The following is an 18,053-nucleotide window of genomic DNA, read 5'->3' on the forward strand; positions in this document are numbered from 1 at the left end:
GCTCATGGATCTCTACACCTATTACCGTTCCACCTCGTCGTACCGGGTGCGTATCGCTCTGGCGCTGAAGGGGCTCGACTACAACGCGCTACCGGTCAATCTGATTGCGCCGTCCGGGGGCGAGCATCGGCAGGCTGCCTATCTGGCGATCAATCCGCAGGGCCGGGTGCCGGTTTTGCGTACTGATGACGGCGAGTTGCTGATTCAGTCGCCGGCGATCATCGAGTACCTGGAAGAGCGTTATCCACAGCAGCCGCTGCTGCCGGAAGACCTCGCCGCCCGCGCCCATGTGCGTGGCGTCGCGGCGGTGATTGGCTGCGACGTGCATCCGCTGCACAACGTCAGCGTGCTCAATCGTCTGCGCCAGCTGGGCCACGAAGAGCCGCAGGTGGTGGAGTGGATTGCGCACTGGATCAGTCAGGGGCTGGCGACCGTCGAGCAATTGATCGGTGACAGCGGTTTCTGCTTTGGCGAGTGGCCGTGTGTGGCGGATGTCTATCTGATTCCACAGTTGTACGCGGCGGAGCGCTTCGGTGTTTCGCGGGAGGCTTATCCACGGATTTGTCGCGTAGCCGCGTTGGCGGCTGAGCATCCGGCGTTCATCAAGGCGCATCCGGCGAACCAGCCCGATACACCGTAAGACCCTGTGGGCGCGAGCCCGCTCGCGAAGAGGTCGTATCAGCAGACATTCTTTTAGCTGGCACACCGCTTTCGCGAGCAGGCTCGCTCCCACATGGGGTTCGTGTTGCCCCTAAACAATCATAAAAACAAAACAGGTACCTTGCGATGCACAACCAGATTGCCAGCTTCCGCGCGGCACTCGACGCCCGTCCTGTGTCCCGCTATCAGTGGTTGCTCTTGATCCTGCTCGCCTTGTTGCTGGTCACCGACGGCTATGACGCCCAGGTGCTCGGTTACGTGGTGCCGGCCCTGGCGCAGGACTGGGGCCTGGAGAAAGCCGCCTTCGGGCCGGTTTTCAGTGCCAACCTGTTGGGCCTGACCCTTGGTTCGCTCGCGGTGACGCCGCTGGCCGACCGCTTCGGCGTGCGGCGGATTCTGCTGGCGTGCGTGCTGATCTACGCCACCCTCACGGTGCTGATGGTGTTCGCCGATTCCCTGAATACCCTGATGATCGCGCGCTTTATCTGCGGCATCGGCATGGGCGGGGCGATGCCCAGTGCCATGGCCCTGATGTCGGAGTATTCGCCGCCGCGCCTGCGCACCTTGATGGTCACGCTGGCCGCTTGTGGGTTTTCGTTTGGCGGTGCGGCGGGTGGTTTCGTTGCGGCGGGCTTCATTGATCGCTTTGGCTGGCAAGCGGTGTTCCTCGCCGGTGGTGTCACGCCGTTGCTGCTGTTCCCGTTCCTGTGGTGGATGCTTCCGGAATCGCTGCCGCGTCTGCTGCGTGACGCACCGCCTTATGCGCGCTTGCGCCAAGTCACCGCGCGAATGCTGCCGGACTGGCAGCCACCGGCTGCCTCGGTCGAGCAGAACGAGCGCGAGCAGGGCAGCAAACTGACCGTGGTCGAGCTGTTCCGCAACGGTTATGCACGACCGACCCTGCTGATCTGGGCGACGTTTTTTGTCAGCCTGATTCTGCTGTATTTCATGATCAGCTGGCTGCCGACGCTGTTGCTGGAAAGCGGTCTGCAACTCAATGAAGCTAATCTGGTGACCTCGATGTTCCTGTTCGCCGGCACCTTGGGCGCGGTGTGCATGGCGTGGTTCGCCGACCGGCTCAAGCGCAAGGTGCGCCTGCTCTGCGCGGTATTGGCCGGGGCGGCTGTGTGCACGGTTCTGCTGGGCCTGAATCACGACAATCCGCGCTATCTGGTGGCCTGCGTGTTTGCTGCCGGGTTTTGCATCATTGGTGGGCAACTGACGTTGAACGCCTTCGCCAGTAACTTCTATCCGGCGCAGGTGCGCGCCACGGGCACTGGCTGGGCGTTGGGGGTAGGGCGCTTCGGTTCGATCCTCGGGCCGCTGTTTGGCAGCCTGCTGCTGGCGATGCACATTCCGGTGGCGCAGATATTTTTCTTCTGCGCGATTCCGGCGGTTATTGCGGCACTGCTGATCATCCAGGTGCGTTCGCCCTCAGAAATCCCGCAATCCAATGTAGGGGCGAGCCTGCTCGCGAAGAACGATAACGCGGTCTAAAGGATAAACCGAGGCGCCTGCTTCGCGAGCAGGCTCGCTCCCACACAGGGATTAGTGGACCACGGAATTCGGAGGCAGGTGCCCGAGCCGTTCGGTCAGGCGCAGGCGCTGGATCGGATCGTCACTGAGCAGCAGCGCATGTTCCAGATCGAAGCGTTCGGCGTTGGGGCAGTCGAGGCGCTGATACAGGCTGGCGCGGGCCAGATAATCGGCAGCGCTGGCACCGCCCAGTTCCAGCACGCGTTCGGCATCGATCAACGCAGCGATGTAATCCTCGTGCGCCAGATGCAACTGGCGCAGGTTGCGTGACAGGCGCTGCAGCATTTGGATCGGGGTGGCGACCAATAGATGCTCGGCATTGAGTTTCATGTGCGCGCCGTACTGACGCTGCAACAACTCGCGACAATCATTCGGGTAAAGCCGCCGACCGCCGCAGGGATCCAGCAAGTGATCAGCGCCGGGCACCCGCAGCAGGAAATGCCCGGGAAAGTTCACGCCGACCAGCGGAATCTCCAGACTGCGTGCCAGTTCCAGGGCTATCAGGGACAGGCTCAGTGGCTGGCCGCGACGGGTCTGCAACACCTTGTGCAACAACGCGACCTGTGGGCGCAGCGGCAGAAAATCGTCCTGAGAAAAGCCCAGATCATTCATCCGCCGCAGCAACGGTTGCGCCAGTTCGCTGACTGGCAGCATCGGCAAGCCGTAGCTGACGCGCTGTTGCAGCTCCTTGAAGTCCTGTTGCAGTGCTTCGACATCCAGGCCTTTTTCGTGCTCGGCAGCCATCCACAACGCCGCTTCGAACAGTGCGGGCGGTGAACGGTGCAGACACTCGAAAAAACGTTGGCGCGGACTCATCGAAATCTCCGGGGCATGCCTCGTTTTAGCCCCGTCCGTGCCATTCGTCCAGTACCGGCCGGGTTATGCCGCAAAGTCGCCGTCGGCGCCGACGCTTATTCCGGTGCGCTTCAGCAATTTTTGGGCGCAAGCCTATACTGGCGACTACCAGAAGTGATTCGGGAGCCTGCCGATGTTCGCTCTCATGCAAAGCACTCGCCTGGAATCGCTGCACCTCAGCGTTGACCCGGTCACCGGGTTGAAGGCGGTCATTGCCATTCATAACAGTCGCCTCGGGCCTGCCCTGGGCGGTTGCCGTTATCTTGCCTATCCCAACGACGAATCCGCAGTCGAGGACGCCATTCGCCTCGCGCAGGGCATGAGCTACAAAGCGGCGCTGGCCGGACTGGCCCAGGGTGGCGGGGTGGCAGTGATCGTACGCCCGGCGCATGTGGAAAACCGCGGTGCGCTGTTCGAGGCTTTCGGGCGCTGCATCAAGCAGCTCGACGGTCGCTACATCACCGCCATCGACAGTGGCACGTCGGTGGCGGACATGGATTGCATCGCCCAGCAGACCCGGCATGTCACCAGCACCACCTCGGCCGGTGACCCGGCACCGCACGCGGCGATGGGGGTGTTTACCGGAATTCGCGCCACCGCCATGGCGCGGCTGGGCAGCGACAATCTCGAAGGATTGCGCATAGCGATTCAGGGGCTGGGGAATGTGGGTTATGCACTGGCGGAACAACTGCATGCGGCGGGCGCCGAATTGCTGGTCAGCGACATCGATCACGGCAAGGTGCAACTGGCGATGGAGCAACTCAACGCGCATCCGATCGCCAACGATGCGTTGCTCAGCACACCGTGCGACATCCTTGCGCCGTGTGGCCTCGGCGGGGTACTCAACAGTCACACAGTGACGCAACTGCGTTGCTCGGCGGTGGCGGGTTCGGCGAACAATCAACTGACGCATCTGGACGTGGCCGATCAACTGGAGCGTCGGGGGATTCTGTATGCGCCGGATTACGTGATCAACGCGGGCGGGTTGATTTATGTTTCGCTCAAGCATCGCGGTGAAGAGCTGGGGACGATCACTGCGCATCTGTCGAAGATTTCCTCGCGACTGACCGAAGTGTTTGCCCATGCGCAGGCCGAGAAACGCTCGCCGGCGCGGGTGGCGGATGAGTTGGCGGAGAAAGTCCTGTATCGCTGAAAAGCAAAAGATCGCAGCCTGCGCCAGCTCCTACATATGGAATGCGTATTCCCTGTAGGAGCTGCCGCAGGCTGCGATCTTTTCGATTCAAACGTGGTTACTTGGCAGCTTTCGCCGCTTTAACCGGCTTCACTGGAGCTTCTTCCGGCTCAGCTGCTTCGTTTTTTTCGACTACTTCTGCCGGTGCATTGATCAGCTCCGACAGCGCATCAGGCTGGCTCTTGAACGCCTTGGCGAACACATCGCGGTTCTTCGCCATGTAGATCCCGACTTCTTCAACCTGTTGCTCGTTCAGCGACGGCACGGCTTTTTGCAACACTTCGGACAGCATCTCGGCCAGTTCGAGCATTTTGTCATGACGGTCAGCTTCGGCTTTATCCATGAACAAGCGCTCCAGATCTCGGCTGCTGCGGTATACCACTTCGACGGCCATTCACCACCTCACATGCCTTCACATTTAGTTGTCTTAGCGACTACTGTATTTATATACAGCGAAAGGATAAGCGAATCCCTGCGCTTTGGGTAGTGGCTTTTCAATGTAGACCGGATTCGGCGATTTTCCTGATTTACGCCCCTCAAACAAAACGACCCGCACACGGCGGGTCGTTGGTTTATTTGATGTCAGAACTTGCCGCTGGCGTAACCCCCATCGATGGGCATGATCACACCCGTGACGTATGCGGATTGATCGCTGAGCAGCCAGAGCACCGCGTTGGCCACTTCGTCCGCCGTGCCGAAGCGTTTCATCGACGTCACGTTGATTTTGCGCTGGGTGTTTTCCGGTGCGGCTTTCAGGCGTGCCTCGCTGTTCATGCCGCCGAGGATCGGCCCCGGGGCGACCGCATTGACGCGAATGCAGCCACCGTCTTCCAGCCGCGCATTTTCGATCGACGCCACCTGGGTCATGCCATTGATCGCCTGCTTGCTGGCGACATAGGCCACCTGGCCGCCAATCGGCACCACGCCGGCGCAGGACGAGGTGTTGACGATGGCCCCGGTGCCGCGGTCGAGCATCAGTTGCAGTTCATGACGCATGCAGTGGTAGGTGCCGTTGACGTTGATGTTCATCACCTTCATCCAGTCATCCGGGCACGATTGCGCGAGCGCTCCGTACTTGGCGGTCACGCCGGCATTGTTGAACGCGCAATCGAGGCGGCCGTAGACCGAACGAATGGTCGCGAACGCCTGCTCGACCTGCGCCGGATCACCGACATCGCAGGCGATGAAGCGGCAGTGTTCACCCAGCCGATCGGCCAGCGCCGCGCCTTTTTCCTCGTCCCGGCCGAACACGATCACATCGGCGCCGGCCTTGATCAGGCGTTCGCTGACGGTCTCGCCAATGCCGCTGGTGCCGCCGGTGACCAGGCATACTTTTCCCAGAAAATCGTACATATGTCGCATCTCCTTATGCCAACGCGGGGCGTAAATATTTCGGGTTCACGCAGCAATACACCCGATCCAGTCGCGGATTGCTCTTGTCGCTGAAGCACTGGCTGTCCCACCGGCATTTGTGGATATCGGCGGAGCGGCCCTGCAGGGTTTTGTTGATCAGGTCGTTGTCGGCAAACAGCGCCCGCGACATGCCCACCCAATCGCATACGCCGTCGGCCAGCAACTGCTCGGCCTTGTCCAGACCGTCGATGAAACCGGCGTACCCCACCGGCACTGTCGCCACGGACTTGATCGCCCGCACGCCGGCTTGCAGGTAGTGGTCCATGGTCTCGGAGTGCACGATCAACTGGCCGAAGGTCGCGCCCATGCACATCGAACATTCCAGCGCGGCAACGCCGGCCTGACAGAGCGCTTGAACGGTTTCCTTGAGGTCCGGATATTGCAGCCCTTCCGCGCCCAGGCGGTCGTCGATGCCCAGACGAATGGTGACGATCAATTGGCCCTGGGTGCGCTCGCGGATGGCCCTGACCACGTCGAGCAACAGCCGCGCGCGGTTCTCTTCGCTGCCGCCATAGCGGTCGGTGCGCTTGTTGGTGTGCGGTGAAAGAAAGCTGCTCAGCAGGTAGCCGTTGGACGCCTGCAACTGCACCAGGCGTGCGCCGTTGGTCCAGGCCAGCCAGGCGGAGTGGGCGAACTGCTCGATCACCAGGGCGATGTCGGTTTCGTCCATGATCCGCACGCGATAATCCGGATCAAGTTTCGACACGCGCGGGCAGGGCACGCCGCTTGGGGTCAGCACGGCAACCCCGGTGTGCGTGGTGGTGCCCTGGCCGCCGTAATGTTGCAGTTGCACACCCACCGGCGTGTTGACCTGCTCGGCCATGGCGAACATCGCCCTGAGCGATTCGCCCTGATGCGCCTCGAACAGGCCGAGCCCGGTGCTCTGTAGACGCGACTGCGGCGAGACCGTGGCGTTGCACAGAAACGCCATGGAGCAGCCGCCCTCCATGATGCCCTGATAAAACTCGATCATGGCGGGCGTCACGCACCCGCTGTGATCGGCCAGGTCCACGCCCATCGACGCGAAGAACAGCCGATTGCGCAACTCCAGCCCGCCGGCCAGCCGCAGCGGCTCCAGCACGTGGGGATAGCGCGTCATCATGCTTCCTTCCTGTGTTCGGGCATTGCGGTGGTCTGATCGAAGGTTATCCACACCGGTTGTCCGAGAGCGGGCGCCGGGGCCGGGGCGGTTTCTTCGTGGGAGAAGTAAGCGAATTGTTTGAGCACCTCGCGCCACTTGAAGCGCAACGGCGAATCCAGCTCTGCCAGGTGCAGTTTGAGCGTGCCGGCCTTTGTCGCGTCGCTGGCGTGCAGCGATTGCAATGGCAGGCTGAGCATCCCTTCGTTTTCCAGGTACAGGTAGACGTGTCCGCGCTCGGAGGCGTCAAGCGGACTGTCGCATTGCACTTGCAGCCCGGCCATCGACAGCAGCTCCAGACGGGCGGAGAGGTGACGACCGGAATCCAGGCGCACCAGCACTTCATGGCGTATGCCCTTGAGCGGGCGGAACCAGCAGGCCGGGTCGATGTTGATATTCCGCATTCGCTTGAACACCGGCATCTTGATCACTTCGCCATGCAGGCGAATGTCGGCCACCAGTTCGCCGCGCTGAAAGAAGCGCGCACGCTTGTCGACCTTGCGCGCCCGTGGCTGGGCCATGCCCTCGTAGTCGCCGACCAGCACATCCACCTGAAACGAAGACTCGGTGTAACGGGGAAAACTCGACAGCAGATCAACGATGGAAATCGACACCTCGCCGCGGGCGTAACCGCTGTGCTCGTAGAACTGCGCGTACATGGCCTGGCGTGCCGCTTCGATCAGCATCAGGCCCGGGACGTGCTCGTGGTGCTTGCGGTAGAAAAAGTAATTGGCGGTGTCGTTGAACAGGGTGAAATACAGCAGGCCCTGTTGCGGGCAACCGTCCAGGGTTTTCAGGACGTCATGCACCTGTCGGCGCTGATCGAGGCTCAGGCCATTGCCGCAACCGGGCAGTCGCGCCAGTTTGGCTTCGGTGCTTTCCAACACCCAGACGCCGCTGAGGATCAGGTGGTCGGTGGTCTTTTCGTAATTCGTCAGCAGCTCCGGCAGACAGTCCGACAGGCCCGCCTCTTCGAGCGCCTGCAGGTCGATGATGGTTGGCAGTGAACGCAGCACCAGTCGCTCGCTGTCCAACCGATAGGCCTGATTGATAACCTCCAGATCCATCGGATCAAGGTTCGCCCGTTGCACGATGGCCGCAGGCAGCCAGGCCGGCAGCAAGTGGTGAGCGTCGTAAATCAGCACATCGTCATCGTGGCCCTTGTGGACGATGTCTTTGGCAACTTTCCTGTGCATGTCGATCATGATCATCCCTCTGTGTTGAACGTTGGTTTAAGGCAGTTGCTATCCATGGCGTGAAATCGACCCACACCGAAAGGTGCTGCTCGACGCGTGTCAGCAGCTTCAGTTGATGTGTTTTTTTGTTATCGCGTGTCGGGCAGTTTTACTGCACCGTGATGTAGCAGGCGCCGAGGGTTCGGTTGTCCAGGACCTGAGGCGGCGCCAGCCATTTGTAGTCAATACCGCCGCGTTTGAGCAGGCGGCCGATGGCAACCGGGGACACCGACACCAGATGTGAAACGCCGCAGGTTCGGGCGTACTCGAGCGTGGCCATGAACAGGCCGACGGTATTTTCGTCGGACATCACTTGTTCGTTTTTGCCGCCCTCGGCATCGAGGTCCAGTGAGGTGAAGCGTGACAGCTCCCAGATGTCATCGCCGCACGGTGCAGGCTGGTCACCGAGCAACGCGGTGAACACCTCACTCAGCAAATACGGCTGGGTGGTCGGCAACAGGCGTGCGCAACCTTTGATGTTGCCGTCTTCTTCTTGCGCAACAATGTAATGGGTGCCGCTGTGGTCGAACTGATCAAACTCGAAATCGTCCGGTGTTGATAATTGCCAGCCGAGGCGTTCGACAAAGACCTGATAGCGATATTGAGCCAAGCGTTGACGCTTTACTGTCGTCAACTGGTCATAACGTCCTGACAAATAATCCATCACAGATTCCGTTTAGTGATTGGTTGGGTGGCGATTAAAGTGCACACTGCGCTCGCAGACTACCTGTCACCCTTGACAGCTAGCGGAAACATTTGGAAATATGCTAGGCATGTTGGCAAGAGGCCGACAGCAATAACTGTGGGAAAGGAATCTCTATGTCATATTGGCAGGCTGAACTGTTGGAAAACGCCATGTCTGCAACGGATGTCGAGTTGTTGTTCGACAATATCAAGACCGTTGCCAGGCAGTTGGAGTTTGATTATGTGGCCTATGGTTCACGCAGGCTTTTCCCCATCACCAAACCTTGCCTGTTTCTCGCCAATAACTATTCGCCGGCCTGGCAAGCTGCCTATTCCGCCAATCGTTACCTGGACATCGACCCTTACGTGATGCGCGCAATGCGCAGCGTGAAACCGGTGCTGTGGGATGCTGAACTCAAGGCTCAGGCGCCCGAATTCTGGCAGGAAGCGCATGCTCATGGCATCTGCGAAGGTTGGGGGCAGACGCTGCTGAACAGCGAAACTCAAGGGCTGGTGACGTTTGCCCGGGGCAGCGAAGCGATCACCGCACTGGAACTCGAAACCAAGCAGGCAGCGCTTTCATGGCTGGCCCAGATCACCCATCTGGGCCTGACGCGCCTGCAGATGCGCGGCGCCGATTCGGTAATCCCGGTACCCATAGAACTGTCGCAAAGGGAAAAGGAAATTCTGCAATGGACCGCTGACGGAAAGTCATCGGACGATGTTTCGGTGATCCTCGGCATCAGCAAAAGGACCGTAAACTTCCATATAAACCATTGCCTGAAGAAACTCGGTTGCCAAAACAAAATCGCCGCTGCCGTTAAAGCTTCGCTGATGGGCCTGCTCTGGAAATAATTACACGAATAATTTATTCGATAACTAACTGGTGAATTACCGGGGAGTGTGCGCGAGTTCACAGAATGACCCGGTTAACAATATTTCATTTATAAGCTAATGCTTTTTCAGCGTAACGAACTTATCAAGAAACTTTAGTTGGATCGTCACAATCATTCCTGTCGACGATGCCTGTTCAACGGTGCGACCAAACGCCACGGCGCAGGTTTCATCCCGGCTCGCCATGATGCGTGGCCTCGTTTCTGCATGGCGCACAGCGCATACGGAAAACCGTCACGTCCAACCGGCATCATCCGCTCGCATCGGGCTAAGGAACATCATCGTGAAAATCAACTGGGCCGAGAAATTGCGGCAAAACGTGCATCAACTGGCCGAGTCCCTGGGCAACCTGTTTGTCGAGACCTTCCACTACCTGGCGCTGTTCGCCATCGGTGCGGTGACCGCGTGGGCGGCGGTGATGGAATTTCTCGGCATGCTCGAAGAAGGCCACATCAAGATCGATGACATTCTGTTGCTGTTCATCTATCTGGAACTGGGCGCAATGGTCGGGATTTACTTCAAGACCAACCACATGCCGGTGCGCTTCCTGATCTACGTGGCGATCACTGCGCTGACTCGCCTGCTGATCTCCAACGTCTCGCACCACAACCCGCCGGACATGGGCATCATCTACCTGTGCGGCGGCATTCTGCTGCTGGCGTTCTCGATTCTGGTGGTGCGTTACGCCTCGTCGCAATTTCCGTCGGTGAAGATCGAAAAACCGCAACGCAAACTCGGCGCCGGTTCCGGTGAACACCCCGAGATCGAGAAGGGCGAGCTTTAAAGGCCCATCGACGGCCGAGGCTGGCCGTTGTTCTGCTGCGGTGGCGGGGGCAGCCCGTCGCCGCTGGTCATCGCTTCGAGGATCGCCATAGCACTGTGGCCCTGTTCGATGGCAATGCCGAATTGAATGCTTTGCACCAGCCGCTTAAGCCGTACCGGGTCGTTGCGCTGTTCGGCGCTGATCATCCGTTTGGCGACGATCCGGCCGCTGTTGGACAGGGTCAGCATGATGCTGCCGTCCAGTCCCTGAATGCTCAGGTTGATCTGATAGTCCGGCGCGAAGGCATCGGTAATGATCTGAAAAGGGTTGTCCATGATGCGTCACCGCCTGATTGAACGTGCAGTTGTTGACCGGCCGTGATCGGGTTGGTTCGCAATACCTGATCATCGGCGATTCCGTGGCCTGTGTTGTTGCGTTTTGTAGGAGCTGCCGAAGGCTGCGATCTTTTGATCTGCGCTGTTTTGACTTCGGTCACAAAGATCAAAAGATCGCAGCCTGCGGCAGCTCCTACATAGGAATTGCAAGGGCTGTGCCGGGAAAATTGTTGGACAATGGATACGGCATAAAAAAGGCGAGCTCATGGCTCGCCTTTGTCATTTGTGGCCCGTTTCAGGGCAGAACCGAGTAGATGATCGCCGACAGTGCAATCAGGCCGATCAGCACCACGAACACGTTGGACGCCTGTCCCGAGTACTGGCGCAAGGCTGGCACGCGGCGGATGGCGTACATCGGCATCAGGAACAACAGGCAGGCGATCACCGGCCCGCCAAGGGTTTCGATCATGCCGAGGATGCTCGGGTTGAAGGTGGCCACGGCCCAGCAACTGAGGATCATGAACAGCGCGGTCGCACGGTTCAGCCAGCTCGCCGACATCACCTTGCCACGGCCACGCAAACTCTTGACGATCATGCCCTGAAAGCCTTCGCTGGCGCCGATGTAGTGGCCGAGGAAGGATTTGGTGATCGCCACCAGCGCAATCAGCGGTGCGGCGTAGGCGATGACCGGGGTCTGGAAGTGGTTGGCCAGGTACGACAGGATCGATATGTTCTGCGCCTTCGCTGCTGCAAGATCCGCCGGCGACAGCGCCAGTACGCAACTGAAGCAGAAGAACATCACCGTCACCACCATCATGCCGTGGGCCATGGCGAGGATGCCGCTGCTCTTGCGTTCGGCTTCCGCGCCGTAACGCTGTTTCTGATCGACCGCGAAGGCGGAGATGATCGGCGAATGGTTGAACGAGAACACCATCACCGGGATCGCCAGCCACAGGGTCTTGAGGAACGTCGACAGCGGCATTGGCTCTTGAGCGCTGGCGAAGAACGCGCCGTTCCAGTTCGGAATCAAACTGAGGCCGAGTAACAGCAGCGCGGCGACGAACGGGTAAACCAGCACGCTCATGGCTTTGACGATCACGTTCTGGCCGCAGCGCACGATCGCCATCAGGCCGAGGATCAGCACCAGCGACAGGATTGCCCGTGGTGGCGGGGCGATGTGCAACTGGTGTTCGAGAAAACTGCTCAGGGTGTTGGTCAGCGCCACGCTGTACACCAGCAGGATCGGAAAAATCGCGAAGAAATACAGCAAGGTAATCAGCTTGCCGGCGCCGATACCGAAGTGTTCTTCGACGACTTCGGTGATGTCGCCGGAACGCCCGGACAGCACGAAGCGGGTCAGGCCTCGGTGGGCGAAGAAGGTCATCGGGAAGGCCAGCAGCGCCAGAATCAGCAACGGCCAGAAACCGCCGACGCCGGCATTGATAGGCAGGAACAATGTGCCGGCACCAATCGCGGTGCCGTACAGACCGAGCATCCAGGTGGTGTCGGATTTGCTCCAGCCCTTGTGAGCAGTTTCGGTGTTGCGCGTGCGATCTACAGCGGGATTTTCGGCAGCAGGTGTACGTACATCGGTCATCGTTTTTGCCTCGTTATTATTTTTGCTCGGGCTCACGTTTGGCAGGCCGCTGTCTGCGGCCTGCCGGGGCGCTCAGGGAATGCGCGTCAGCACTCCACCCAGCTCACGGCCAGGCCGCCCCGTGAAGTCTCTTTGTATTTGTCGTGCATGTCGGCGCCCGTGTCGCGCATGGTGCGGATCACCCGGTCGAGGGAAATGAAGTGTTTGCCGTCGCCGCGCAGGGCCATTTGTGTGGCATTGATCGCCTTCACGGCGGCGATGGCATTGCGCTCGATGCACGGCACCTGTACCAGGCCGCCGACCGGGTCGCAGGTCAGGCCGAGGTTGTGTTCCAGGCCGATTTCAGCGGCGTTCTCCAGTTGTTCCGGGGTTGCACCCAGCACTTCAGCGAGGCCCGCCGCGGCCATCGCGCAGGCCGAACCGACTTCGCCCTGGCAGCCGACTTCAGCGCCGGAGATCGAGGCATTTTTCTTACACAGAATGCCGACAGCGGCGGCGCCCATGAAGAACGCGACCACGTCATCGTCAGAAGCGTCCGGGTTGAATTTCATGTAGTAGTGCAGCACCGCCGGAATGATCCCGGCCGCGCCATTGGTCGGCGCGGTCACCATGCGCCCGCCGGCAGCGTTCTCTTCGTTAACGGCGAGGGCGAAAAGATTGACCCACTCCATCGCCGACAGCGTCGAACTGATGACATTCGGCTTGCCGATTTCCAGCAGGCTGCGGTGCAATTTCGCCGCGCGGCGCGGCACGTTCAGCCCACCGGGCAGGATGCCTTCGTGGCGCAGGCCCTGTTCGACACACTCGCGCATCACCGACCAGATGTGCAGCAGGCCGTTACGGATTTCAGCGTCGCTGCGCCAGGCCCGTTCGTTGGCCATCATCAGCTCCGACACGCGCAAGTTGTGCTGCTTGCACAGGCTCAGCAGTTCGGCGGCGCTGGAAAAATCGTACGGCAACACCACGTCGCCGGCCGGCGCCACACCGGACTCGGCTTGCGCCGCTTCGATGATGAAACCGCCGCCAATCGAGTAGTACGTTTGCGTGAACAGCTCGGCGCTTTCGCCAAAGGCTGTCAGCGACATGGCGTTGGGGTGGTAGGGCAGGCTTTCGTCCAGTAGCAGGAGATCGTGCTGCCAGTTGAAGGAAATTTCTCTCTGACCCGCCAGAAGCAACTGGCCGCTTTCGCGCAGTTGCTGAATGCGTGGGTCGATGGTCGCCGGATCAATGCTGTCCGGCCATTCGCCCATCAGGCCCATGACGGTGGCGCGGTCGGTGGCGTGGCCGACGCCGGTGGCCGACAACGAGCCGTATAAACGGATTTCCACGCGGCGCACATCGTTGAGCAGGCGTTGCTCGATCAACGCCTGAGCGAAGGTCGCGGCGGCGCGCATCGGGCCGACGGTGTGGGAACTGGACGGACCGATGCCGACTTTGAATAGATCGAAAACACTGATAGCCATGCTAAACCCTTACAAGCAATGGAGTAGGAATCGCTGCCATTTTTTGTAGGACAAGCGCAATGTCGGCGATACTGCCCACCTCGGTCCTACGTGACCAACGAAACTTCCTAAGAAAGCCTTTAGCAGGACTAAACGATGAGTCGTCAATTGCACGCCCAGACCTACGTCTGGCTGCAGGTGTTTTCCTGTGCCGCGCGGCACCTGTCTTTCACCCGTTGCGCGGAAGAGCTGCACATCACTCCGGGGGCGGTCAGCCAGCAGATTCGTCAGTTGGAAGAGCGTCTTGGTTTTCGCCTTTTCCATCGCCGGGCGCGAGGGGTCGAGTTGAGTGCGGAAGGCCAGCGGCTGGCCATCACCGTCAATGAGGCCTACGGCAGCATCGATGCTGAATTGCGTCGTCTGGATGCCGGGATGATCAGCGGAATTTTGCGGGTGCGTTCGATTCCGTCGTTCCTGAGCAAATGGCTGACCCCGCGTCTGCCGCGACTGCAACAGCGCTATCCGGACATCCAGTTGCGGCTGGTGGCCGAGGACAGCAGCGTGCCGTTGCACGAGGGCGATTTCGATCTGGCGATTGACCTGAACGACGGCAGCTACCCGGGGCTGTTATCCACAGCCTTGCTCGATGAGCAGATTTTCCCGGTGTGCGCGCCGAGCCTGTTGCGCGGGCGCCCGCCGCTGCATGGGCCGGCGGATCTGGTGCATTTCCCGTTGTTGCACGACATCACCGCCTGGCGCGGCAGTTATGAATACGCGGAGTGGGAGTTCTATCTGAATGCGATTGGCTTTGAAGGCGCCGACGTACGGCGGGGGCACACGTTCAATCGCAATCACCTGACCATCGAAGCGGCGATCGCCGGCATGGGCGTGGCGATTGCCCGGCGCACGTTGCTCAACGATGAGCTGGAGCGTGGGACGTTGATTGTTCCATTCGGCCTGTCGGTGCCCAACCACAAACGCTACGTGCTGCTGTATGCGCCGGGGGCGTTGAGCCATCCGGGCGTGCGTGCGGTGCATGACTGGCTAGTGGAGGAAGCGGGGATTTTCCGCAGTTTGCATCCGTTGAACGACGGGCAATTGTGAGCAGATTTTGCAGGGTTGCGAGGCAACCCAACTCCCGACCTTACCAGTGACTTGCTCGGTTGTCCGGCTTTTTTTGCGAATGAATATTTATCTTTTTTCAGGGGTTGAAATGTTCGTCAGTCGGGCCGATTGTTGTAACCAAGGGGTCAGGAAATTCAATTCAAGGCCTCTCGCGAGCTAGCTGAAATAAGGGATGAACTATGCAAATCCAAGTCAACAGCGATAACCATATTCAAAGCAGTAAACGACTGGAGGAGTGGGTACGTACAACCATTGAGAGCACGCTCGACCGTTATGAAGAAGACCTGACCCGTGTCGAAGTCCACCTGAGCGACGAGAACGGCGACAAACCAGGTCCCCATGACTTGCGCTGCCAACTGGAAGCGCGGCCAAAAGGCCATCAACCGATTTCCGTCACCCATAAAGCCGATTCGCTGGAACAGGCGATCGACGGTGCAGCCGAAAAACTGGAACATGCGCTGGAGCACCTGTTTGGCAAACTGCGGGGCAAACCGCGCGCTGCCATCGTGCCATTCAGCAAGGCGAACGACGCACTGCTGGAAGAAGAGTTTCTGGAGAACGAACAGGCAGCGATCAACAGTTGATGCGCTGATTTTTCAAGCCACCCCATGAGAACGGGCCTGCGCAAGCAGGCCCGTTTTTGTTTGTGTTGCTGAACAGTGTGGCGAGGGAGCTTGCTCCCGCTGGGCTGCGAAGCGGCCCCAAAACCTGCAAAGGCGTTCAACAGCCAGACCGCATTAGCAGGATTTACGGCTGCTTCGCAGCCGAGCGGGAGCAAGCTCCCTCGCCACAGTTCTTTTAGAAAGCTACAGACGTTTGTACATACACCGTGCGCGGTTCACCCACGTACTTGCCCTTGTTGTTGTCGTCAAACGAGCGGGTGAAATACTGCGTGTTGAAGATGTTCTTCACCCCCACTGCCACGTTCAGATCCGACAGTTGCGGGCCGAAGTCGTAACCGGCGCGGCTGCTGAACAGCATGTAGCCGGGGATCTTGCCGGTGCTGCCGTCAGCACTTTCCTTGGAGGTGTTGGCGTTGTCGGCGAACTGGTCACTCTGGAAGCTGCTGTCAAAGTTGAGCTTCCATGGCCCTTCGGTGTAGCCGACGCCAATTGTGCCTTTGTGTTTCGAGGAGAACGGCACGCGGTTGCCCTTGTTCGGCCCGTCTTCGCGGATCGTCGCGTCGACATAGGCATAAGTGGCGTACACATCGAAACCGGCCAGTGCCGGGCTCAAGTCATCCAGCGCGTAATTGACGCTGGTCTCAATGCCCTGATGGCGGGTCTCGCCACGGGCAATTACCGAATCGTTGGTCTGATTGCTTTCGTACTGGTTGTCGAAGTTGATCAGGAATGCACCGATCTCCGCGCGCAATGCACCGTTGTCGTAACGGGTACCGAGTTCCCAGGTGCGAGCCTTCTCCGGTTTCACTTCGCCGCTGCTCACGCGGTTAGGCATCTGGCTGTACTGCACGCTGCCGAACGAGCCTTCGGTGTTGGCGTACAGATTCCAGCTGTCGGTCAGGTGATACAGCACGTTCAGTGCCGGCAGCGCGGTGTTGTAGTCGCCTTGGTATTTGACGTTGGTCAGATTGTTGGTCTGCTGCGACTCGATCATCTCGTAGCGCACGCCCGGGGTGATGGTCCATTTGCCGATGTCGATGCGATCGTCGACGAACAACGCATTGGCTTCAGTGCCACCTCGGGTGTCGCGGTCGTTGCGGCTGTTGGTGGTCGGGTATTGGTTGCTGCTGATCGGCGTGCGATAGCGCAACTCGTGGCCGGCCTCGTTGATGTAGCGGTAGCCGACGCCGACTTCATGGCTGGTCGGGCCGAGATCAAAACCTTGGGCGAAGCGCGTTTCGAAACCGCGTACCCAATACTCACGCGGCGACAGCGAGAGAAAGCTGCCCTGGTCCAGATAACCGCTACGCAGGGTTTTGGTGAAGAAGGTGTTGGCGGTGAATTCGCGGCGATCTTCCTGATAGCGATAGCCAAAGTTGAACATCGTCCGGCGACCCCAGAACTGGTCTTTCAAGCGCGTCGACTGGTACGGGTCGGCGTCGTAATCGGCGACGCTCAGGCCACCGGGCATGTCGGCCTTGCCTTCGTAATACTGGGCCATGGCGTTGAAGCTGTTGGCCTCGTCGAGCTGGTATTTGCCCTTGAGAATCAGGTCGTCGATCTCGCTGTCGCTGTGTTCACGCCAGTCGCCACCGCGAGTGCCAGAGTACAGCAACGCGCCGCCCAGACCGTTGGCATGGGTGCCGCCGGCCAGCAGATTGGCGCTGGTCTTGAAGCCGTCATGGCTCGACGACGGACTGGTTTCTGTCTGGAACCCACCCTTGACCGTCGGCTCATCGGGGATGGCACGGGTGACGAAGTTGACCACACCGCCGACGTTTTGCGGGCCGTAACGTACCGCGCCGCCGCCACGCACCACATCCACCGCGTCCATGTTGCCCATGCTGATCGGCGCAAACGACAACTGTGGCTGGCCGTAAGGGGCGAACGGCACGGGAATGCCGTCCATCAGTACCGTCGAACGTGCAGCCAGGCGCGGGTTAAGACCGCGAATGCCAAAGTTCAGCGCCATGTCGTGGCTCCCGGTGCCGTTGTTTTCCGGCGCGTTGACCCCGGGGATGCGGTTGAGCACATCGCGCGCCTGGGTCGCGCCTTGGCGTTCGAAGTCTTCACGGCGGATCACGTCGCGGGCGCCCGGATGCTCGAACACGTTGACCTGCGCCGCGTCACCGAGCCAGTCACCGACGACTTTCGAGGCGTCCAGCTCCAGCGCGGTGTCGCCGACCGGTTGCAGGCTGAACGCGTTGTTACCTTCGGCGCGGGCTTGCAGGCCGGTGCCTTCGAGCAGTGCCTCGAGACCTTGGGCGGCGGTGTAGCTGCCTTCCAGGCCACGACTTTGCACGCCGCTGGTGATCTGCGAGCCGAAGGAAATCAGGACGCCGGCTTCACGACCAAACTGGTTGAGGGCATTTTCCAGCGACGCCGGGGCGATGTGGTAAACCTTGGTTTCGGCGGCCATCGCGGCGGGCAGGACGCTGAAACTCAGGCTGGCGCCCAGTACGAGGTTGCGCAGGCGGCGGGCCAGTGGCGTGAGGCGGGTGGGGTGCATGAAGGTTGATCCTGAGAAGGTTGAATCAAGGGGGCTTTCCTTCTCTGTCACG

At 60.0% G+C, this 18,053-nt stretch carries 16 protein-coding genes and 1 pseudogene; 7 read left to right on the plus strand and 10 right to left on the minus strand.

The features are described from left to right. Positions 1-4 precede the first annotated feature (4 nt). Entirely contained in the window at positions 5-640 is a 636-nt protein-coding gene (gene maiA, locus ACYZUM_RS01055; protein ID WP_108181710.1) for a maleylacetoacetate isomerase, read from the plus strand. A gap of 146 nt (positions 641-786) precedes the next feature. Further along, positions 787-2,157, plus strand: coding sequence for an MFS transporter (locus ACYZUM_RS01060; protein ID WP_108181711.1), 1,371 nt, complete (start codon positions 787-789; stop codon positions 2,155-2,157). A gap of 51 nt (positions 2,158-2,208) precedes the next feature. Here the strand turns inward: ACYZUM_RS01060 and ACYZUM_RS01065 are convergent, their stop codons facing one another. Further along, on the minus strand, positions 2,209-3,012 hold the full coding sequence (locus ACYZUM_RS01065) for a SirB1 family protein (protein WP_041073965.1): 804 nt from the start codon (positions 3,010-3,012) through the stop codon (positions 2,209-2,211). A gap of 172 nt (positions 3,013-3,184) precedes the next feature. Here ACYZUM_RS01065 and ACYZUM_RS01070 point away from each other — a divergent pair, with 172 nt between their 5' ends. After that, positions 3,185-4,204, plus strand: coding sequence for a Glu/Leu/Phe/Val dehydrogenase family protein (locus ACYZUM_RS01070; RefSeq protein WP_108181712.1), 1,020 nt, complete (start codon positions 3,185-3,187; stop codon positions 4,202-4,204). Between the two features lie 178 nt (positions 4,205-4,382). On the opposite strand, the pseudogene ACYZUM_RS01075 reads toward ACYZUM_RS01070, so the two are convergent. The 5 genes and pseudogenes from ACYZUM_RS01075 to ACYZUM_RS01095 all read right to left on the minus strand — a co-directional run. After that, positions 4,383-4,637 (minus strand): annotated as a pseudogene (locus ACYZUM_RS01075) (YebG family protein); the annotation flags it as partial. Between the two features lie 188 nt (positions 4,638-4,825). Further along, a complete protein-coding gene (locus tag ACYZUM_RS01080) occupies positions 4,826-5,596 on the minus strand; it encodes an SDR family NAD(P)-dependent oxidoreductase (protein WP_108181714.1) in 771 nt (256 codons plus the stop codon). 13 nt (positions 5,597-5,609) lie between these two features. Continuing rightward, positions 5,610-6,758, minus strand: coding sequence for an oxidoreductase (locus tag ACYZUM_RS01085; RefSeq protein ID WP_108181715.1), 1,149 nt, complete (start codon positions 6,756-6,758; stop codon positions 5,610-5,612). Continuing rightward, the gene (locus ACYZUM_RS01090; RefSeq protein ID WP_108181716.1) at positions 6,755-7,999 is read right to left on the minus strand and encodes an AfsA-related hotdog domain-containing protein; all 1,245 of its coding nucleotides are present in this window, start codon (positions 7,997-7,999) and stop codon (positions 6,755-6,757) included. Before ACYZUM_RS01090 ends, ACYZUM_RS01085 begins: the two co-directional genes overlap by 4 nt. A 139-nt stretch (positions 8,000-8,138) precedes the next feature. After that, entirely contained in the window at positions 8,139-8,693 is a 555-nt protein-coding gene (locus ACYZUM_RS01095; protein WP_108181717.1) for an acyl-homoserine-lactone synthase, read from the minus strand. Between the two features lie 179 nt (positions 8,694-8,872). On the opposite strand from ACYZUM_RS01095, the gene ACYZUM_RS01100 reads away from it, so the two are divergent. Beyond that, positions 8,873-9,568, plus strand: coding sequence for an autoinducer binding domain-containing protein (locus ACYZUM_RS01100; RefSeq protein ID WP_473061226.1), 696 nt, complete (start codon positions 8,873-8,875; stop codon positions 9,566-9,568). Positions 9,569-9,890: 322 nt separating this feature from the next. Then, on the plus strand, positions 9,891-10,391 hold the full coding sequence (locus tag ACYZUM_RS01105; RefSeq protein WP_003221775.1) for a phosphate-starvation-inducible protein PsiE: 501 nt from the start codon (positions 9,891-9,893) through the stop codon (positions 10,389-10,391). Here ACYZUM_RS01105 and ACYZUM_RS01110 read toward each other — a convergent pair. The 3 genes from ACYZUM_RS01110 to ACYZUM_RS01120 form a co-directional block, all read right to left on the minus strand. After that, entirely contained in the window at positions 10,388-10,705 is a 318-nt protein-coding gene (locus ACYZUM_RS01110; protein WP_108181719.1) for a DUF3509 domain-containing protein, read from the minus strand. The genes ACYZUM_RS01105 and ACYZUM_RS01110 overlap by 4 nt on opposite strands. Positions 10,706-11,000: 295 nt before the next feature. Beyond that, positions 11,001-12,302, minus strand: a complete 1,302-nt coding sequence (locus ACYZUM_RS01115) for an HAAAP family serine/threonine permease (RefSeq protein ID WP_108181721.1) — start codon at positions 12,300-12,302, stop codon at positions 11,001-11,003. Between the two features lie 86 nt (positions 12,303-12,388). Then, positions 12,389-13,765: an L-serine ammonia-lyase gene (locus ACYZUM_RS01120; protein ID WP_108181722.1), complete on the minus strand. Its 1,377-nt coding sequence runs from the start codon at positions 13,763-13,765 to the stop codon at positions 12,389-12,391. Positions 13,766-13,900: 135 nt separating this feature from the next. On the opposite strand from ACYZUM_RS01120, the gene ACYZUM_RS01125 reads away from it, so the two are divergent. Both ACYZUM_RS01125 and ACYZUM_RS01130 read left to right on the plus strand, forming a co-directional pair. Then, the gene (locus ACYZUM_RS01125; RefSeq protein WP_007914183.1) at positions 13,901-14,848 is read left to right on the plus strand and encodes a LysR substrate-binding domain-containing protein; all 948 of its coding nucleotides are present in this window, start codon (positions 13,901-13,903) and stop codon (positions 14,846-14,848) included. Between the two features lie 200 nt (positions 14,849-15,048). After that, the gene (locus ACYZUM_RS01130) at positions 15,049-15,453 is read left to right on the plus strand and encodes an HPF/RaiA family ribosome-associated protein (RefSeq protein WP_007968091.1); all 405 of its coding nucleotides are present in this window, start codon (positions 15,049-15,051) and stop codon (positions 15,451-15,453) included. Positions 15,454-15,667: 214 nt separating this feature from the next. Here the strand turns inward: ACYZUM_RS01130 and fecA are convergent, their stop codons facing one another. Continuing rightward, positions 15,668-18,001: a TonB-dependent Fe(3+) dicitrate receptor FecA gene (gene fecA, locus ACYZUM_RS01135; RefSeq protein ID WP_108181723.1), complete on the minus strand. Its 2,334-nt coding sequence runs from the start codon at positions 17,999-18,001 to the stop codon at positions 15,668-15,670. Between the last annotated feature and the right edge of the window lie 52 nt (positions 18,002-18,053).

The organism is Pseudomonas sp. m6p, from assembly GCF_055760375.1.